The organism is Nocardia sp. NPDC057272 (assembly GCF_042668615.1).
Taxonomy (GTDB): Bacteria; Actinomycetota; Actinomycetes; order Mycobacteriales; family Mycobacteriaceae; genus Nocardia.
Genome location: NZ_JBHUYK010000002.1, coordinates 308,614 through 326,272, shown reverse-complemented (window position 1 = coordinate 326,272; position 17,659 = coordinate 308,614). Strand labels below are relative to the sequence as shown.

At 66.1% G+C, this 17,659-nt stretch carries 14 protein-coding genes; 9 read left to right on the top strand and 5 right to left on the bottom strand.

What is annotated here, in order from left to right; genetic code table 11:
- Window positions 1-192: 192 nt before the first annotated feature.
- A complete protein-coding gene (locus tag ACFULV_RS04480) occupies window positions 193-849 on the bottom strand; it encodes a TetR/AcrR family transcriptional regulator (RefSeq protein ID WP_378630038.1) in 657 nt (218 codons plus the stop codon).
- 78 nt (window positions 850-927) lie between these two features.
- Between ACFULV_RS04480 and ACFULV_RS04475 the strand changes: the two genes are divergently transcribed.
- Both ACFULV_RS04475 and ACFULV_RS04470 read left to right on the top strand, forming a co-directional pair.
- Window positions 928-2,142, top strand: a complete 1,215-nt coding sequence (locus tag ACFULV_RS04475) for an acetyl-CoA C-acetyltransferase (protein ID WP_378653407.1) — start codon at window positions 928-930, stop codon at window positions 2,140-2,142.
- Between the two features lie 37 nt (window positions 2,143-2,179).
- A complete protein-coding gene (locus ACFULV_RS04470) occupies window positions 2,180-4,345 on the top strand; it encodes a 3-hydroxyacyl-CoA dehydrogenase NAD-binding domain-containing protein (protein ID WP_378653063.1) in 2,166 nt (721 codons plus the stop codon).
- 72 nt (window positions 4,346-4,417) lie between these two features.
- Here the strand turns inward: ACFULV_RS04470 and ACFULV_RS04465 are convergent, their stop codons facing one another.
- Together ACFULV_RS04465 and ACFULV_RS04460 are read right to left on the bottom strand one after the other, a co-directional pair.
- Window positions 4,418-5,566, bottom strand: a complete 1,149-nt coding sequence (locus ACFULV_RS04465) for an acyl-CoA dehydrogenase family protein (RefSeq protein WP_378628737.1) — start codon at window positions 5,564-5,566, stop codon at window positions 4,418-4,420.
- Between the two features lie 103 nt (window positions 5,567-5,669).
- On the bottom strand, window positions 5,670-6,704 hold the full coding sequence (locus tag ACFULV_RS04460; RefSeq protein WP_378653061.1) for an AraC family transcriptional regulator: 1,035 nt from the start codon (window positions 6,702-6,704) through the stop codon (window positions 5,670-5,672).
- Window positions 6,705-6,839: 135 nt separating this feature from the next.
- Here ACFULV_RS04460 and ACFULV_RS04455 point away from each other — a divergent pair, with 135 nt between their 5' ends.
- From ACFULV_RS04455 to ACFULV_RS04435, 5 genes are all read left to right on the top strand, one after another.
- Window positions 6,840-8,324: a flavin-containing monooxygenase gene (locus tag ACFULV_RS04455; protein WP_378653058.1), complete on the top strand. Its 1,485-nt coding sequence runs from the start codon at window positions 6,840-6,842 to the stop codon at window positions 8,322-8,324.
- A 34-nt stretch (window positions 8,325-8,358) separates the two neighbouring features.
- A complete protein-coding gene (locus tag ACFULV_RS04450) occupies window positions 8,359-10,011 on the top strand; it encodes an acyl-CoA synthetase (protein WP_378653056.1) in 1,653 nt (550 codons plus the stop codon).
- A gap of 5 nt (window positions 10,012-10,016) precedes the next feature.
- Window positions 10,017-11,684, top strand: coding sequence for a GMC oxidoreductase (locus tag ACFULV_RS04445; protein WP_378653054.1), 1,668 nt, complete (start codon window positions 10,017-10,019; stop codon window positions 11,682-11,684).
- A 181-nt stretch (window positions 11,685-11,865) separates the two neighbouring features.
- Window positions 11,866-12,732, top strand: a complete 867-nt coding sequence (locus tag ACFULV_RS04440; RefSeq protein ID WP_378653051.1) for an oxygenase MpaB family protein — start codon at window positions 11,866-11,868, stop codon at window positions 12,730-12,732.
- 71 nt (window positions 12,733-12,803) lie between these two features.
- Window positions 12,804-13,475, top strand: coding sequence for a TetR/AcrR family transcriptional regulator (locus ACFULV_RS04435; RefSeq protein WP_378628748.1), 672 nt, complete (start codon window positions 12,804-12,806; stop codon window positions 13,473-13,475).
- A gap of 85 nt (window positions 13,476-13,560) precedes the next feature.
- On the opposite strand, the gene ACFULV_RS04430 is transcribed toward ACFULV_RS04435, so the two are convergent.
- Window positions 13,561-15,090 carry an aldehyde dehydrogenase family protein gene (locus ACFULV_RS04430; RefSeq protein WP_378653049.1) on the bottom strand — a complete coding sequence of 510 codons (1,530 nt, stop codon included), beginning with the start codon at window positions 15,088-15,090 and terminating at the stop codon, window positions 13,561-13,563.
- A 231-nt stretch (window positions 15,091-15,321) separates the two neighbouring features.
- On the opposite strand from ACFULV_RS04430, the gene ACFULV_RS04425 reads away from it, so the two are divergent.
- Window positions 15,322-16,236 carry a hypothetical protein gene (locus ACFULV_RS04425; protein WP_378653047.1) on the top strand — a complete coding sequence of 305 codons (915 nt, stop codon included), beginning with the start codon at window positions 15,322-15,324 and terminating at the stop codon, window positions 16,234-16,236.
- Between the two features lie 70 nt (window positions 16,237-16,306).
- On the opposite strand, the gene ACFULV_RS04420 is transcribed toward ACFULV_RS04425, so the two are convergent.
- Window positions 16,307-17,062 (bottom strand): oxygenase MpaB family protein, encoded by a 756-nt coding sequence (locus ACFULV_RS04420; RefSeq protein ID WP_378653045.1) that lies wholly within the window; start codon window positions 17,060-17,062, stop codon window positions 16,307-16,309.
- 353 nt (window positions 17,063-17,415) lie between these two features.
- Between ACFULV_RS04420 and ACFULV_RS04415 the strand changes: the two genes are divergently transcribed.
- Window positions 17,416-17,649, top strand: a complete 234-nt coding sequence (locus tag ACFULV_RS04415) for a hypothetical protein (RefSeq protein WP_378653042.1) — start codon at window positions 17,416-17,418, stop codon at window positions 17,647-17,649.
- Window positions 17,650-17,659 lie beyond the last annotated feature (10 nt).

The following is a 17,659-nucleotide window of genomic DNA, read 5'->3' as shown; positions in this document are numbered from 1 at the left end:
GAGAATGAATGAGAGAATTTTTCAGTCATACTCGCACAACGTCGATGTGTTCGTACAGGGTGGAAACCGCTCGTGCGGAACGGAACTCGCTGCCCGGCCGATCGCGGCTGAGGCGTAAAGCGCTCTCGTTCGAACGGGGTCAGCGCGTGCGCGGCGGTAGGAGTGTGCCGCGCGGTTGATCGGGGCGTCGGGCTAACTCCGGCGCCTCAGGAGGCTTTCGGGTCCCAGGATCTGCTCGACGACGGCGAGGAAGATCTCGGTCGATTCGTCGACGAGCTCGTCTCTGGTCAGGTCGAGTGCTCCGTTGAGCCAGCCGTACACGGTCTCGTACAGCCCACCGACGAGGTGCATGGCGGCGAGCTCGCCGTATGCGCCCGCGGCACCGGTGCTTTCGGGGCTGAGTTGTTTGTTCACCGTCGCCAGCACCAGCGCGGCGAAGCCGCGGATCGTTGCCGTGCGGCGTGCGTTGAGGGCGGGATTGAGCTGGGCTTCGGTGAAGGCGATGCGGATCAGCCGTGGATCGTCGGCGACCGCTTGCAGGCCCGCGGCGATGGCCGCGTGCACCTTGTCGCGCAGGGGATCGGGGGCGGCGCGCACACGGACGGCGATCAGCTCGGTCAGCTCACCGATGACCTGGTCGTAGACCTCGGTGACGACGGCGTCGAGGTTGGTGAAGCTCTCGTAGAAGTATCGCTCGGTCAGTCCGGCTTGGCGGCAGAGGCCGCCGACGGTGAGCCGGGCCGAGCCCTGGGTGCCGACGATCTCCCTGGCGGCCTCCAGGAACGTGATCCGGCGCTGCGCGCGCCGCTGTTCGGCAGGCACACCCGCGTACGCACGATCCTTGACCATGCGCCGAGTCTGCCACAAAGCCTTGTCAGATTTCCAAATCTGCTGCATCCTGTTGTCAGATTCGAGCGAGGAGAGAGAATCATGACCGAGGCATTCATCTACGAGGCGATCCGCACGCCGCGTGGGCGTGGCAAGAAGACCGGCGCCCTGCACGGCGTCAAGCCGCTCGACCTGGTGGTCGGGCTCATCGGCGAACTGAAGACCCGCCATCCCGGACTCGATCCGGCGGCGATCGATGACATCGTGCTCGGCGTGGTGTCGCCGGTCGGCGATCAGGGCGCCGATATCGCCAAGACCGCCGCCTTGGCGGCCGGGCTGCCCGACACCGTCGCCGGTGTGCAGCTCAACCGGTTCTGCGGCTCGGGCCTCGAAGCCGTCAACACCGCCGCCCAGAAGGTGCGGTCGGGCTGGGAGCAGCTCGTCATCGCCGGCGGCGTGGAGTCGATGTCGCGGGTTCCGCTGGGCTCCGACGGCGGCGCGTGGGCGATGGATCCGGTCACCAACTACGACACCTACTTCGTGCCGCAGGGTGTCGGCGCGGACCTGATCGCCACGATCGAGGGTTTCACCCGCGAGGACGTCGACGCCTTCGCGGTGCGCTCGCAGCGTAAGGCCGCCGCCGCCTGGTCGGGTGGCTACTTCGCCAAATCCATTGTCCCGGTGCGTGATATCAACGGCGCGGTGCTGCTCGACCACGACGAGTTCATGCGCCCCGACACCACGGTGGAAAGCCTGGCCGGGCTGACCCCGTCGTTCGCGGCGATGGGGGAGATGGGCGGCTTCGATGCCGTCGCGATGCAGCGCTACCACCACGTCGAGAAGATCACCCACGTCCACCACGCCGGCAACTCCTCCGGCATCGTCGACGGTTCGGCGCTGGTGCTCATCGGCAGTGAATCCGCCGGTGTCGCCGCGGGTCTCACGCCGCGCGCCCGCGTGGTCGCCTCCGCGGTGAGCGGCGCCGATTCCACGATCATGCTGACCGGCCCGGTCCCGGCGACCGAGAAGGTGCTGGCGCTGGCCGGGCTCACGGTCGACGACATCGACCTGTTCGAACTCAACGAGGCCTTCGCCTCGGTGGTGCTCAACTTCCAGAAGAAGCTGAACATCCCCGACGAGAAGCTCAACGTCAACGGCGGCGCCATCGCCATGGGCCACCCGCTCGGCGCGACCGGGGCCATGATCACCGGAACCATGGTCGACGAGCTCGAGCGCCGGGGAGCGCGGCGCGCGCTGATCACGCTGTGCATCGGCGGTGGCATGGGCATCGCCACCATCATCGAGCGCGTCTGAGCGTCGGACTCCGATACCGAAGGAAAAACGAAAAGCAATGACTGACAACATGATTGCCTGGGAACTCGGCGCCGATCGGGTGCTCGTGCTCACGATGGACGACCCGAACCAGTCGACCAATACGATGACCGAGGCGTTCGCGCGTGACCTCACCGCGACCGTCGACCGGCTCGAGGCCGAGCGCGACAGCTTCGACGGGGTCATCCTCACTTCTGGCAAGGACACGTTCTTCGCCGGGGGTGACCTGAACCTGCTGATGAACGCGACACCGGAGACCGCCCCGCAGATCGCACTCGGCCTCGACACCTACAAGGCGGCGTTCCGTCGGCTCGAGACGCTGGGCAAGCCGGTGGTCGCCGCGATCAACGGCACCGCGCTCGGCGGCGGTTTCGAGGTCGCGCTGGCCACCCATCACCGGATCGCACTCGACGCCAAGGGCAGCCTGCTCGGCCTGCCCGAGGTCACCTTCGGTCTGCTGCCCGGTGCCGGTGGTGTCACCCGGACAGTTCGGCTGCTCGGTATCACCAGCGCGGTGCTCAACGTCGTCGGCCAGGGCCAGCGGATGAAGCCCGCGAAGGCGTTGCAGGTCGGCATCGTTCACGAAGTCGCCGCCACCCGCGAGGAGATGTTCGACAAGGCTCGCGCCTGGATCGCGGCCAACCCCGAGGCCGCGCAGCCGTGGGATGTGAAGGGCTACAAAGTCCCCGGCGGCACCCCGTCGAGCCCGGCGGTGGCGGCCAATCTGCCCGCGTTCCCGGCGAATGTGCGCAAGCAGCTCAAGGGTTCGCCGATGCCCGCGCCGATCGCGGTGCTCGCGACCGCGGTGGAGGGCGCGCAAGTCGATATCGACACCGCGTTCGCGATCGAGACCCGCTACTGCACCAACCTGATCTGTGGCCAGGTCTCGACGAACATGATCAAGTCACTGTTCTTCGATCTGGGCACGATCAACAAGGGCGGCAGCCGCCCCGAAGGCTTCCCCGTGCGCACGCCGGAGAAGGTCCTCGTGCTCGGCGCGGGCATGATGGGCGCGGGCATCGCCTATGTGCAGGCCCGCGCCGGCATGCAGGTCGTGCTCAAGGACGTCACGATCGAGGCGGCCGAGCGCGGCAAGGCCTACTCGGCCAAGCTGCTCGACAAGGCCCTGCGCAAGGGCGCGATCACCCAGGACAAGTACGACGAGATCCTCGGTCGCATCCACCCGTCCGCGGACCCCGCCGATGCTGCCGGTTGCGACTTCGTCGTGGAGGCGGTGTTCGAGGATCCGGGCCTGAAGAAGAAGGTGTTCGGCGAGATCGAACACCTGGTGAACGCGGACGCGTTGCTCGGTTCCAACACCTCGACCCTGCCCATCACCGACCTGTCCACGGGCGTGCAGCGGCCGAAGGACTTCATCGGACTGCACTTCTTCTCCCCGGTGGACAAGATGCCGCTGGTCGAGATCGTCGTCGGCGAGCAGACCAGCGACGAGGCGATCGCCCGTGCCGTCGATTACACCCTCGCCATCAAGAAGACCCCGATCGTGGTCAACGACAGCCGCGGTTTCTTCACCAGCCGGGTGATTGGCCAGTTCATGGACGAGGCGATCTCGCTGGTCGCCGAGGGCGTGCATCCGGCCTCGGTCGAACAGGCCGCCACCCAGGCCGGGTACCCGGTCGGAGCGCTGGCGCTGGCCGACGAGATCAATATGAAGCTGGCGCAGAAGATTCGGCGCAGCCTGAAGGAGAACCTGCTCGCCGAGGGCAAGAACTGGGTCGACTCGAAGGCCTACCCGCTCGTCGACGCGATGGTCGACGACTTCGAGCGCCCGGGCCGGCTCGAGGGCCGCGGCTTCTACGAATACGATGCCGACGGCAAGAAGCTGGGCCTGTGGCCGGGACTGGTCGAGAAGTACACCCGCGACGATCACGGCATCGCGTTCATCGACATGCAGGAACGGATGCTGTTCGCCGAATCCCTCGATACCGTGCGGTGTTTCGACGAGGGCGTGCTGCGCACCGTGCCCGACGCGAACATCGGTTCCATCTTCGGCATCGGGTTCCCCGCCTGGACCGGTGGCGTCATCCAGTACATCAACCAGTACGCGGGTGGTCTGGCCGGCTTCGTCGCGCGCGCCGATGAGCTGCGGGCCGCCTACGGCGACCGGTTCGAGGTCCCGGAGTCGTTGCGAGTCAAGGCCGCCGCCGGGGAAACTCTCGGCTGACGGTCACCGCGACGAACAGAACCCCCCGCCGCCCGGGATACCAGGCGGCGGGGGGTTCTGTGCTGGAACGGGCTACAGCGAACGGGCGATCAGTTCCTTCATGATCTCGTTCGTGCCCGCGAGAATACGAAGCACCCGCGCACTGGTGAAGATCTCCGAGATCGGGTACTCGGTCATGAACCCGTATCCGCCGAACAGCTGCAAGCATCGGTCGGCGACCACGCTCAACTGATCGGTGAGCCAGTATTTGGCCATCGACGCCGTTGCCACGTCGAGCTCGCCCGCGAGGTGGTCGGTGAGGCAGTCATCGAGGAAGACGCGACCGATTCTGGCGATCGTGGCGCACTCGGCGAGCTCGAACTTGGTGTTCTGGAAGCCGAGCAGCGATTTTCCGAACGCTTGCCGATCCTTGGTGTAGGCGATGGTCATCGCGACCGCGGCCTCCATCGACGCCACGGCCATCACCGCACAGACGAGTCGCTCCTGCTGGAGCAGTTTCATCATCTGATAGAAGCCCTGGCCCTCGGCCTCGCCGAGCAGGTTGCCGACCGGCACCCGCAGGCCGTCGAAGAACAGCTCGGCGGTGTCCTGGCCGGTGCCGCCGATCTTGGACAGGGTCCGCCCTCGGGTGAAGCCGGGGGTGTCGTCACCGACCTCCGCGACGATGAGCGACACCCCGGCGGCGCCCTTGTCGGGGTCGGTCTTGGCGGCGATGATGACCGCGTCACAGAGCGCGCCGTTGCTGATGAACATCTTCGAACCGGTGATGACGTACTCGTCGCCGTCGCGCACTGCCCTGGTCTGAATGTTCTGCAGGTCCGATCCCGTTCCCGGTTCGGTCATCGCGATCGAGAGCAGGCACTCGCCGCTGACCACCTTGGGCAGCAGGCGTGCCTTGAGCTGTTCGGAGGCGAACTCGACGAGATAGGGCGCGATGATCCCGGAGTGGATCGCGAGGCCCATGGAGGTGTCGCCTGCCTTCGATTGGGCCTCGATGATCGCCGCCTCATGGGCGAAGGTGCCGCCTCCGCCGCCGTACTCTTCCGGAACAGACGGGGCCAGCAACCCGAGCTTGCCTGCTTTGAGGTAGAGGTCACGGTCGGGGTGCCCCTGCTGTTTGTACCGCTCGGCGCCAGGAAGCACCTCTTTCTCGAAGAACTTCGTCGCGAGTTCGCGAACGGCCTCGATCTCATCGTCTACCCAGCCCGCGTGTGCGGTCATCAGTGCCTCCCAGGACGCAATCTGCCTCAATCTGCGGAAACAGCTTGTCAGATATATTGGCACGACGTCAATAGGGAATCCTCGGCGGTCGGGGTGGCTGTGATCAGCGGCGACCCCGGGTGCGCCGGTAGGCGGCCGGGGTGGTGGCCGTCCAGCGCTTGAAGGCACGGATGAAGGGGCCCGCCTCGGTGTAGCCGAGCCGCACGGCGATCTCCTCGACCGAGAGCGCGGTGGCGGTCAGCATGTCCTCGGCCAGACCGCGCCGCGCCTCGTCGAGCAGGACGCGGTAGCTGGTGCCGTCGGTGGCGAGATGCCGCCGTAGCGTGCGGCCGGTGGTGCCGAGGTCGTGGGCGACCGCGTCCAGGGACGGCGGTATCGCGATCCCCGCGATACCGGTGCCTGCCAGCAGGTGGTCGCGAACCTCGGCCGCTATCCCGGTGCGGGTGGTCCGGCGGTCGATCAGTTCACGGCATTGCGCCAGGCACAGGGCCAGCGTGGCCTGATTCGCCTGCGGCAGTGGCTGATTCAGGGTGTCGGCGGTGATCGTGATGCTGGTTTCGGTCTGCCCGTATCGGGGGTTCACGCCCAGGATCGCGGCGATGTCGTCGCCATAACCGGGTTCCGGGAACGCGAACCGCGCATGGTGGATATCCACCGGTCGGCCGAGCAGGTCTTCGAGCACCCGATGCATCGCGAAGGTGTCGCGTTCGACGAGGAACTGCTGGACGTCATCAGGGATCTGATCGTGTCGGATCCGGGCAACCATCTGCTGGTCGTGGAACTCCACGACCGGTGTGCAGAACGCGAAGCTCAACTGGAAGTAGCTCAGCGCCAAGGAGATCGCCTCGCCGAGAGTGGGACTGGTGATCCAGGCGTAGCCGTAGATACCGAAGGCGCTGATGCGGTAACTGCGTCCCACCTCGATGCCGAGCGCGGGTCGGGGTCCGAGTTCGCGCAGCAGATTACGCACCACCAGCAGTTCCGTGCGGGCATCGATCTGGCGGTCGGCGGAGTCGAGGTCGGCGACGGTCAGGCCCGTGCCGGCGAGGATCGACGTGGCATCGGCACCGTGTTCGACGGCGAACCGGTGCATCACGGCGACGCTGGCGACACCCCGGGGGAAGTCCCACGTGTCCACTGCTGGCTCCTGTCGCGCGCGCATGCCCTCCATTATGGCCTGAAATGTCAATTTTCTGTCCGCGGGCATCCTCGTTCTCGCGTCGACGGCGACCTACCGTTGACCGGAGAGATCACTGACATGAGGAGCTGGGCTATGCGCACTCGGACAATGCCGTCCGCTGTCATCATCGGCACCGGGTTCGGCGGCCTCGGCATGGCGATGGAACTGCTGCGCCACGGCTTCGACGACCTCGTCATCTTGGAGCGAGCGTCGGAGGTGGGGGGAGTGTGGCGGGAGAACACCTACCCGGGCGCCGGATGCGATATACCCTCGCCGCTCTACTCGTACTCGTATGCGCCGAAATCCGATTGGCCCAAGCGATTCTCGGGACAGCCCGATATCCACGCCTATCTGCGGGACGTGGCGCGCGACAACGGCCTGCGCGAGCGGATCCGGTTCGGGTCCGAGGTGACCGAAGCCGAATTCGACGATACGAGCGGGAAATGGACGGTGCGTACCGCCGACGGTTACGAGGCAACCACCGACGTGCTGATTTCCGCGGTCGGTCAGCTCTCGCGGCCCGCGCTGCCCACCATCGCCGGCATCAGCTCGTTCGCCGGACCCGCCTTCCACTCCGCGGAGTGGGACCACAGTGTCGACCTGACAGGCAAGCGGGTCGCCGTTGTCGGCACCGGTGCCAGCGCGATCCAATTCGTGCCCGCGATCCAGCCGCAGGTGGCGGCCCTGACACTGTTCCAGCGATCGGCGGCGTGGGTGCTGCCCAAGCCCGATGTCGAGTACAAGGCGTGGCATCACCGGATGTTCGCGACGGTGCCGCCGGTCCGCCTCGCCGAGCGATTCGCGGTCTGGGCACTGTGCGAGTTTCTGTCGCTGGGCATCGCTGATGTCACCGCGATCAGGGGTCTGGTCACCAGGATCGCCGTGAACCATCTGCGCAAGCAGGTCACCGACCCACAATTGCGCGCGAAACTGACGCCCGACTACCCGGCCGGCTGCAAGCGTGGGCTGTTCTCCAACAACTATTATCCGGCACTCACCCAGCCGAACGTGCGGGTGGAGACGACCGAGATCGCCGAAGTCGTGCCGACCGGGGTGAAAACCGCCGACGACGTGCTGCACGAGGTCGACGTGATCATCTACGGAACCGGATTCAAGGGCACCGAATTCCTGTGGCCGATGGCGATCCGCGGCGCGAACGGACGCAAGCTCGAGGACGAGTGGCAGGGCGGTGCTCGCGCCTACCACGGCATCACGGTGCCCGGATTCCCGAACATGTTCATGGTGTACGGACCCAATACGAACCTGGGTGTCGGCTCGATCGTCTACATGATCGAATCGCAGGCTCGCTACATCCGCCAGGCGCTCCAGGAACTGTCCCGCCATCCGGCGCACACCCTCGATGTCCGGCGTGCGGTGGCCGAGGAATACGACGTGAAGCTGCAAGCCCGGCTCGCCCGTACCCCGTGGGGTCTGTGCTCGAGCTGGTATCGCAACGCCGCGGGCCGGATCACCAACAACTGGCCGGGCGCGGTCCTGAGTTATCGACTACAGACCCGATCCCTGCGCCCGGAGCACTATCACCTGACCACCAACACGACAACACCTGCGGGCCAGTGATATTCGCGGACCGGAATTCGAAAGAGGCTCATCGATGAAGCTGACGAACGGCACCGTGGCCGAGGTAGGCGAGAAGGTGCGGGCGGTGCGCCGGCTGCACCAGACCGGCCTGATCGACCTGTGGCGACCGCGCCGGATCAAGCGCATGATCGCGCTCAACAACTCCTACGGCCCACAAGCGGCGATGATCAGCGCCGGGGCGGCCGATCGGCCCGACGAACCCGCGCTGGCAGACGAGCGCGGCGTGCTGACCTACCGCGAGCTCGACGAACAGTCCAACGCCCTGGCCCACGGTTTGCTCGGGCAGGGCCTGCGCGGCGGCGAGGTGGTCGGCGTGCTGGCCCGTGACCATCGTGGCCTGGTGCTGGCGATGGTGGCGGCCGGCAAAGCAGGTTTGCGGCTGGCCATGCTGAACACCAGTTTCGCCAAGCCGCAACTCACCGAAGTCGCTGTGCGGGAAAAGGTTCGCGCGATTCTGTTCGACAGTGAGTTCGCCGGGCTCGTCGATGCCCTGCCCGAGACGATGCCGCGGATCCTCACCTGGGTCGATGCGGAACACACGCTGCCACCGCGCGCGGTGACCATCGACATGCTGGTGTCGGCGAACAGCAGTGACCCGCTGCCCCCGCCGGATCGGCCCGCGGGCTTCATCATCCTCACCAGCGGCACCACCGGTCTGCCCAAGGGCGCGCCGCGCACCAAGGTCTCGCCGTTCGCCACCGCCCTGGTCGTCGACCGGGTGCCGTTCCCTCGCGGTGGGGTCGTCATGATCGCGACCCCGGTTTTTCACACGACCGGTATGGGGACCTGGACGATAGCCAGCGCGCTCGGTGCCGAAATCGTGCTGCGGCGCCGTTTCGACGCGGAGGCCACCTTGGCGGCGATCGAGCGGCATTCGGTCGAGATGCTGGTCGCGGTGCCGACCCAGTTGAACCGCATTCTCGCGCTCGGTCCCGAGGTTATCGCCGAGTACGACACCTCGACGCTGCGCACGGTTTTCGTCGGCGGCGCCCCGCTGCCGCCCGACCTGGCGATCCGATGGCAGGACGCCTTCGGTGACGTGTTGTACAACGGGTACGGCTCCACCGAGGTCGCGATCACCGCCGTCGCCCAGCCGCACGAATTGCGTCGTGCGCCGGGCACCGTCGGGCGGGCACCGGTCACCGCGCGCATCGCGCTCTACGACAGCGACGATCGCCGAATCACCGCAGCGAACGTCTCGGGGCGAATCTTCGCCCGCACCGTCGCCCCGTTCGAGGGGTACACCGACGGGAAGACCAAACAGATCATCGACGGATACATGTCGACCGGGGACATGGGCCATTTCGACGCCGACGGGCTGCTGTTCATCGACGGCCGCGACGACGACATGGTGGTCTGCGGTGGCGAGAACGTCTATCCGCTGGAGGTGGAGAATCTGCTGGCGGGTCGCGCCGATATCGCCGATGTCGCGGTGATCGGTGTCGACGACGCGGACTTCGGACAGCGACTGCGCGCCTTCATCGTTGCCGCCACAGACGACAAACCGGACGCGCAGGAGATCAAGAACTACGTCAAGGACAACCTCGCCAGGTACAAGGTGCCCCGTGACGTGGTGTTCCTCGACGAGATGCCACGCAACCCCACCGGCAAGATCGTGCGCAGGGCGCTGACCGAGTACGTCGTCGACGGACACGTGGGGCGGTGAGCGTCATGACCGACTACGACTACGACGTGATTGTGATCGGTTCCGGCTTCGGCGGCAGTGTCACCGCGCTGCGGCTGACCGAGAAGGGCTACCGCGTCGGCGTTCTCGAATCCGGGCGGCGATGGAATCCGGAGGATTTCCCGAAGTCCAACTGGAACCTCCGCAAGTCGCTGTGGATGCCACGACTCGGCTTGACCGGGCCGCAGCGGATCAGCGTTCTCGGCAAGTGCGCGGTGTTCAGCGGGTCGGGTGTCGGTGGTGGCTCGGTGATCTACGGCAACACCCTGTACGAGCCGCTGCCCGCGTTCTACGAAGACCGCGCCTGGTCACACATCACCGACTGGAAATCGGAGCTGGCGCCGTTCTACGACCAGGCCAAACGGATGCTCGGCGTGCAGACCAATCCGCGCGTCGGTCCCAAAGACGAAGTGCTGCTGAAGATTTCCGAGCGCCGCGGGGTCGGCGAGACGTTCCACCGCACGAACGTCGGGGTCTTCTTCAACGAAGGAGCGCAGGGCACGGAGGTGCCCGATCCGTATTTCGGTGGTGCCGGGCCGACGCGCGCGGGCTGCATCCGCTCCGAATGCCTGACCGGCTGCACGCACAATGCCAAAAACACCACCACGGTGAACTATCTGTACCTGGCCGAACGCAACGGGGCCGAAGTACACCCGCTCACCACGGTCACCTCGGTGCAGCCGGACGGCAACGGCGGCTACCTCGTCGAGACCATGCGGTCGGGCGGTATCGTCCGCCGGAACCGGCGCCGGTTCACCGCGGGCCAGGTCGTCTTCGCCGCGGCTGCGTTGGGTACCCAGAAGTTGCTGCACCGCATGCGAAACGATGGTGTGCTGCCCGGTTTGTCTCCCCGGCTCGGGGAGCTGACCAGAAGCAACTCCGAGGCAGTGGTCGCGGTATGCAGTCGTAGTCGATACGACCTGTCCCAGGGGGTGGCGATCACCTCCTCGATTCATCCCGAGCCGCACACCCATATCGAGGTGTGCTCATACGGTAAAGGGCAGAACGCGCTGTTCACCCAGGGCCTGCCGATGGTCGACGGCGGCGCGTTCCGGGTGCTGCGGCTACTGCTCATGGTGGCGGCACATCCGCTCGAGTTCATCCGGCTGAAGAATGTCCATCGTGCTGCCGAGCGCTCGGTCGTGCTGCTCGTGATGCAATCGCTCGACAACTCGCTGACCTCCTACTTGAAGGGGCGGCGTCTCGTCACCAGACAGGGCTCGGGGGAGCTGAATCCCGAGTGGATCCCGATCGCGCACGACATCGCTCGCGAGTACGCCGCCGAAATCGATGGTGACGCGGGAAATCTGGTCACCGACCTGCTGGGCATTCCGGCCACCGCGCATTACATCGGCGGCGCCACCATCGGTGACTCCGCCGACACCGGCGTGGTCGACCCGTGGCAGCGGGTCTACGGGTATCCAGGCCTGCACATCGCCGACGGCAGCGCGGTCACGGCCAACCTCGGGGTGAACCCGTCGTTGACCATCACCGCTCAAGCAGAGCGCGCGATGGCGTTCTGGCCCAACAAGGGTGATGTCGACCCCCGTCCCGCACTGGGTTCTGCCTACGTCCGCCTCGCACCGATCCTGCCCAAGCGGCCCGCTGTTCCCGCCACCGCGCCCGCGGCACTGCGCTACTCGGTTCGGGGTTGACCGCACCATCGCCCAACCACCACGACGCCCCGCAGCGCTTCGGCGCTGCGGGGCGTCGGTGCGTAGCGGCACTGACCGAAAGCCACCCGCTGAGTTGATTAGTCGAATATCATCTCACTGTATCATTGCCTTAGTGGCTCTCAGAAGAAGGAGGCGCAGCACTATGCGTCAAGTGTCAACGGTGACCGATCCTGTGACGGCGAGCGATCGCGACGGAGTCCTGCGGTGTCGATACGGCACCGTCGAGGACTTCGATATCGAGCGATTCCTCGACGGGATCGGCGCCTTCGCCGGGGCGGGCGCGAATGTGATCGTGCAGCTCGCGAACCGGCCGGTGGGCTACGGCGTCGTCGAGAGCACCGTCGAGTCCGGCCGCGCCGACGTCCATCCGTGGAAGCGGTTGCGCACCACGCTGACCTACATCGCGGTGGCGATGCTCGGCACCGAGGAGGACCGGGACGTGTATCGACAGGCCGTCGGTAGCGTCCATCGACGCGTTCGTTCGGCGCCGGGCGCCGAGGTGAAGTACAACGCGTTCGACCCCGAATTGCAGAAGTGGGTCGCGGTCTGCCTGTGCTGGGGAGTCATGGACACCCACGAGCGCCTCTACGGGCCACTGGACAGGGCCACCAAGGAGGTCTTCGTGCAGTACGGGGCCAGGTTCGGCACCGGATTGCAGATGAGGCCCGACATGTGGCCTGCCGACCTGGCGGCTTTCGAAAGCTACTTCGAGGCGGGGCTGGCGAGGATGCGGATCGACGACGTGGTCGCCGAGTATCTGCGCAAGCTGGTCGGTTTGCGCAATGTTCCCAGGCCGCGTCGGCTGGCCGATTTTCATCGTTTCGCCGTCACCGGACTGCTGCCCGAAACCATGCGCGCACAGCTCTACCTTCCGTGGACCGACGAACAGGAGCGGCGGCACCGGCTGATGTTCCGTGCCATCGGGGCCGTCTACGGACGGCTTCCCGTCCGTGCGCGGATCGTGCCGTACTCGACGGTGCTCCGGGACATGCGGCGGCGTCAGCGGCTCGGCCGCCCACTGGTCTGACAGAGTCGAGGTTGCGGGCTACCGGCAGACCACATTATGTTCGGGCTCTTGTCAGCTGAGGGGAATGGGATATGGCCGAGTCGATCAGGTTGCTGGCACGTATTCGCGGACACGGCGGTGTCGAGCGCGATAACGCCGATGTCCTGAACGGCGCCTTGGCCGCGTTTCTGGACTTCGGGATCAAGCGAACCAGCATGGCGGAAGTAGCCCGCCGTGGCGGTCTGTCCCTGGCGACCCTGTACCGCCGGTTCGGGGGGAAGACCGACGTGGTCCAGGCGGTGGGGCTCTGGCAGGTTCGCCACCTGCTGGAGCAGGCCGACGCCTCGATGCGCCGGCAGGCCGACGAGGGTGCCAGTGCCGAAGACCAGATCGTCGAACTGTTCGTCGCCTTCGCCCTCGGCTTGCGGAACAACCCGTTGCTCGACCGCCTCCTCGCCACCGACGCCGCCACCGTACTGCCCTACCTCACCACCGGTGGGGCGCCGGTGATCGAGCTCGGTCGTGACTTTCTGGCCGAGTTCATCACTCGCTTGCAGGAAGCGGGCAAGCTCCCCGCCTACGACCCGCTCCCCGTTGCCGAGTTGGTGGCTCGTACCGCGCTGTCGCTGGTGCTGACGAGGCCGACGGTCATCCCACTCGACGACGAGGCGGCGGCGCGCCGGTTCGCCCGCGATCACATCGCACCCGGGTTCCGTCCGCTGGACGTGCGCACGGTGACCCAGGACACCGGCGCACCTCGCTGATTCCCTCGCGTGGGGCAGCGATCACCGCTTGCCGCGGACGGATGAGTCACCGGCTGGTGAGACATCCGTCCGCGGCGAGACCCGCCTACCTGCCGAAGCGGCGCCGACCGCGAGCGCCGGTCGCGCGCATCGCGTTCCGCATGAACCCGAAGTTCTTGAGGCTGTACGGGTACCAGACGAGTTCGGACTTCTGTGTCGGCAGTGCCGGAGCTGTGATCGCCTGCTTGCGGCAGTACTTGCGTACGCCGTCGGCACCGCCGAATCGGTACCCGGTGCCGGACTGGCCCCAACCGCCGTGGGGGAGCGCGAAATTGAACAGATTGATGGTGGCGTCGTTGATATTCACCGCGCCGACGGCCAGTCGCCGCGCGATTGCCTGCCCGCGGGACTTGTTGCCCGTCCACACCGAGGCCGACAGTCCGTACTCGGAGTCGTTGGCGAGCCGGATCGCCTCGTCCGCATCGGCGACCTTGATGACCGGGATCGTCGGGCCGAACGTTTCCTCGGTGATGCACGACATCGAGTGATCGACGTCGACCAGCACCGTCGGTTCGAAGAAGTTTCCCTCGCCTGTCGCCTTGCCGCCGGTGAGCGCTCGCGCGCCTTGGGCCAGCGCGTCATCGACGTGGCGGGTGACGATGTCGAGCTGGGCCTGGTTGGCGAGGGGACCGACATCGATGTTTCCGCTGCGGTCGTCGCGGCCGAGCCTCAGCGTCTTGACATGGGCCACCAGCTTGTTCACGAACTCGTCGTACACCGCGGCCTCGACATACACCCGCTCCACCGACACGCACAGCTGTCCGGCGTTGGTCAGTGCGCCGAAGGCGATGCCGTTGGCCGCGCGGTCGAGGTCGGCGTCGGCCAGCACGATCGCCGGGTCCTTGCCGCCCATCTCGAGGCTGTAGGGCAGCGTGCGTTCCGCGCAGGCGACCGCGATGCGGCGGCCGGTGTTACCGGAGCCGGTGAACTGGATGAAATCAGCGTTGTCGACCACCGCGGCACCGGTGGCGCCGGATCCGGAGACCACCGTGAACACCGGCGGCGCACCGATCTCGGCCCAGCCGCGGGCGAGGGCGAGCGGCGTCAGCGGGGTCACCTCCGAGGGCTTGAGCAGCACCGCAGTGCCTGCGGCGAGCGCCGGAACGAGGTCGGAGGCAGGCATGGCGAGGGGAAAGTTCCACGGCGTGATGATGCCGACCACCGGATACGGCGTGTAGGTGGTGGTCAGCTTCTTGACCCGCATCAACGGGGTGTGGGGGCTCACCGCGGTATCGGCGAGAAACTTCGCGGCGTTTCGCGCGTAGTAGCCCAGGAGGTCGACAGTGAACGCGACCTCGACTTCGGCCTCCACCCGGGGCTTTCCTGACTCGTCCTGAATCGAGTCCGCCAGCTCGTCGCTGTGGTCGAGCACCCAATCCTGCAGCTTGAGCAGCCACTGCTTGCGCCCGGACGCGCTGATCGAAGCCCACCGCGGCTGGGCTGTGCGCAGCGCGGCCGCGGCCGCGGCGACCTCCTCCGGGGTCGACACGGCGACGGTGCCGACCAGTTCTCCGGACGCTGGGTTGCGAACAGCCAGTTCAGTGGCATCGACGGTGGGTGTGGCGGAATCAGACACATTTTCTCCTGGATAGCCGTATCGGACTACCAACCACCTTAGACAGAGTGAGATGTTTTGTATATCACTCTGTCATTTCGATGATCGGCTCCGATCTGCGGGTCGAGACGGGTCCGCCATGTTCATCCGCTATTTGTCCGTGTTCGCAAATATCCAGACCGGTGGAAGCCGTGTTTGACTGCTTTATGTTACCGAGCATTCTCTCACTGGTGAAGAGGAAGAGGAATCGAAATGGTGATCAGGAAAGCTGTGGCGGCCTGTGCGGGGTTCGCGGCTGTGGTGGCCTCGGCAGGTGCCGGTATCGCTGACCCGAATATTCAGCTGCCCGGTGTGGTCGACGATCAGATGACCAACTGTGGCGCCCTGGGACCGCGTGCACTGGCCGGCTGGATCGGATCCGACTACCAGCTCCCGGCCCGCACGATGGACGAGACCTTCGGGACGGCTCCCGCGCAGGAGTGGTGCACCACCGACGTCGGCTACTCGAGTCTCGGGTTCGGTCCGGAAGGGGTGACGTTCGGCGTACCGCGGACCACCGATGGTCTCTTCCCCTACAACAACGCGGAGTTGGTCGCCCGGCCCACTTTCACCTCCGGTCAGACCATGACGATGAACATCAAGGGTGCTCCCGACATGGTCGGCCACAACGGGACGACCGGGTGGGGTGTATCGAACCGGCTGATCGACCCACGGGCATTGCTCGATCTGGAGATCGCCTGGTTCATGTACAACGGTTCCCATGGCGCGCTGGGTGCCACGGCCGACGCGTTGAGTCCGGTGGCGAACTTGCTCGGTGCCGATATGCCGCACGGCTTCTTCCTGATGGTCAAACAGGCGGGCACCTTGGTCCCCCAGATCAAGCTGCTCGACGAGAGCATCATGTCGCGCGATCACGCCTACGCGGTCGAGGTGGGCGACGAATACGTCGACTTCTTCGTCGACGGCGAGAACGTCGGCACCTTCCGGAATCCGCCGTCGGGCAAGGCCATCGATGTGCTCGGCAACCCCGCACCGCTGGCCGGTCAGGTGTGGTTGGACGGCAGTTTCTGGTTTCCGCTGCCCATTCCCGAATACAACGCGCAGCCACAGACTTTGACGGTGACCAGGTATCGCCAGGGCCCCTCTGAGTCGACACCGCTGTTGTAGCGAGGGGCCGGGCAGGCGGGCGCCGTCTCCGTCTGCCCGGACCCTGCGGAGTGGTCCGTGGATCATGCGTCTACGCGGGCCGCGGTGACCTCTCCGCGCGCGCCGACGCAACGTAGCGAATCCTCGGCGGCGCTATCGTCGCCGCCATCCGGAGGCCGGTGGCGTAGGAACGGAACGCGGCCCGATCTCCCGGTCGTGCCGGCACGCCGAGTAGTTCCCTGGTGCGAGGGTGTAGCAACTCGCGCACGGCGACGGATGGCAGCAGTCGCGGGACCCAGCTGGTCGGACGCAAGACCTCGGGTGCGAGCGTGCGACCAGCCGGGGTGAGACGCAGTTGCTGCGCGCAGGTCCGGTCGAAATAGTCGCGGAAACCCGCCCAGTCCGGTGGCATGGCCCGCGCGGAGACCCCGAACCGCAGATACCATTCGCAGCACTCCGCATAAAGGCGTTCGTGGTCGCGATCGGACATCGGCGCCATGAAGGTATTGATCGCGACTACCAGCGTCTCCACGTAGGTCGCGTGCTGGAAGTGGAACAACTCCGGATTCAGCGCGTGAAAGCGCGTGCCGTGGTCGTCGCTTCCACTGATGTGCCCATGAATGTTGACCATGCGGTGGCGCTGGTCCCGTTCGTCATAGGCCATGGCGATCGTCTGCGAGACGGTCCGCGCCTTGTGATACCACAGTCGCATCGCCATGTGCTCGTCGAGAGCTGTCGCGATGGCCGGGTGAAGGATCTGTAGCCCTACCGCACGCGGTAAGGCGAGCAGGAATCGTCGATCGCCGACGTACCGGCGAAGCAGTGAGGTTCCTCGTTGGCGGTGCACCGACGACTTCCTCAACCGTGCGTCGGGCAGTACGGTGCGGCGGGTGCGGGTGGTGTGGGTGGTGTGGTCATCGTTGACCCCGTTCGAAGACCGGCGGCTACCAGCGCGCCTATGAGAGAATGATTCCCAAATCCTCTCATTACCTCTATGGACTGTCAACGGCTGATGAGCCTCCAGGTATGCGTGAGGAATCAACCTTCCGCCACGCGATGAAAACTGTTGTGACACAAACCATATGACGATCGGTGTTCTTCGACGTGGTGCCTCCGATTCCCGGAAATCTCGCGCGGTTCATTCCTGCCCGGCGCTCCGCGAGTTCGTTCGCGCCGTCCCCGGACTACGATTTCGACGCGGTGCTCACCGAAGCGTTCGACGGCGCCGACGCCGCGCTGCGCGGGCTCGAACTGCGATGGCCGGTCGTCCACGTCCGCGGCGCATCGGCCTTGCCGGCCGGCGACCTGATGGAAGGTCTTGTCCCACAGGGGCATCTGCTCGAAGCCCAGGGCTATGTCGTGTTCAGCGCACCGGTCGCCGATGACGACGCGGTGATCGACAGGGCGCGCACGGATGATCACCGTGCCCGCTGAGAAGGGGAGA

Coding starts and splice junctions, on each gene's coding strand:
- ACFULV_RS04480 (WP_378630038.1), bottom strand. CDS start 849: ATGGTCAAGGATCGTGCGTACGCGGGTGTGCCTGCCGAACAGCGGCGC.
- ACFULV_RS04470 (WP_378653063.1), top strand. CDS start 2,180: ATGACTGACAACATGATTGCCTGGGAACTCGGCGCCGATCGGGTGCTC.
- ACFULV_RS04465 (WP_378628737.1), bottom strand. CDS start 5,566: ATGACCGCACACGCGGGCTGGGTAGACGATGAGATCGAGGCCGTTCGC.
- ACFULV_RS04455 (WP_378653058.1), top strand. CDS start 6,840: ATGCGCACTCGGACAATGCCGTCCGCTGTCATCATCGGCACCGGGTTC.
- ACFULV_RS04450 (WP_378653056.1), top strand. CDS start 8,359: ATGAAGCTGACGAACGGCACCGTGGCCGAGGTAGGCGAGAAGGTGCGG.
- ACFULV_RS04445 (WP_378653054.1), top strand. CDS start 10,017: ATGACCGACTACGACTACGACGTGATTGTGATCGGTTCCGGCTTCGGC.
- ACFULV_RS04435 (WP_378628748.1), top strand. CDS start 12,804: ATGGCCGAGTCGATCAGGTTGCTGGCACGTATTCGCGGACACGGCGGT.
- ACFULV_RS04425 (WP_378653047.1), top strand. CDS start 15,322: ATGGTGATCAGGAAAGCTGTGGCGGCCTGTGCGGGGTTCGCGGCTGTG.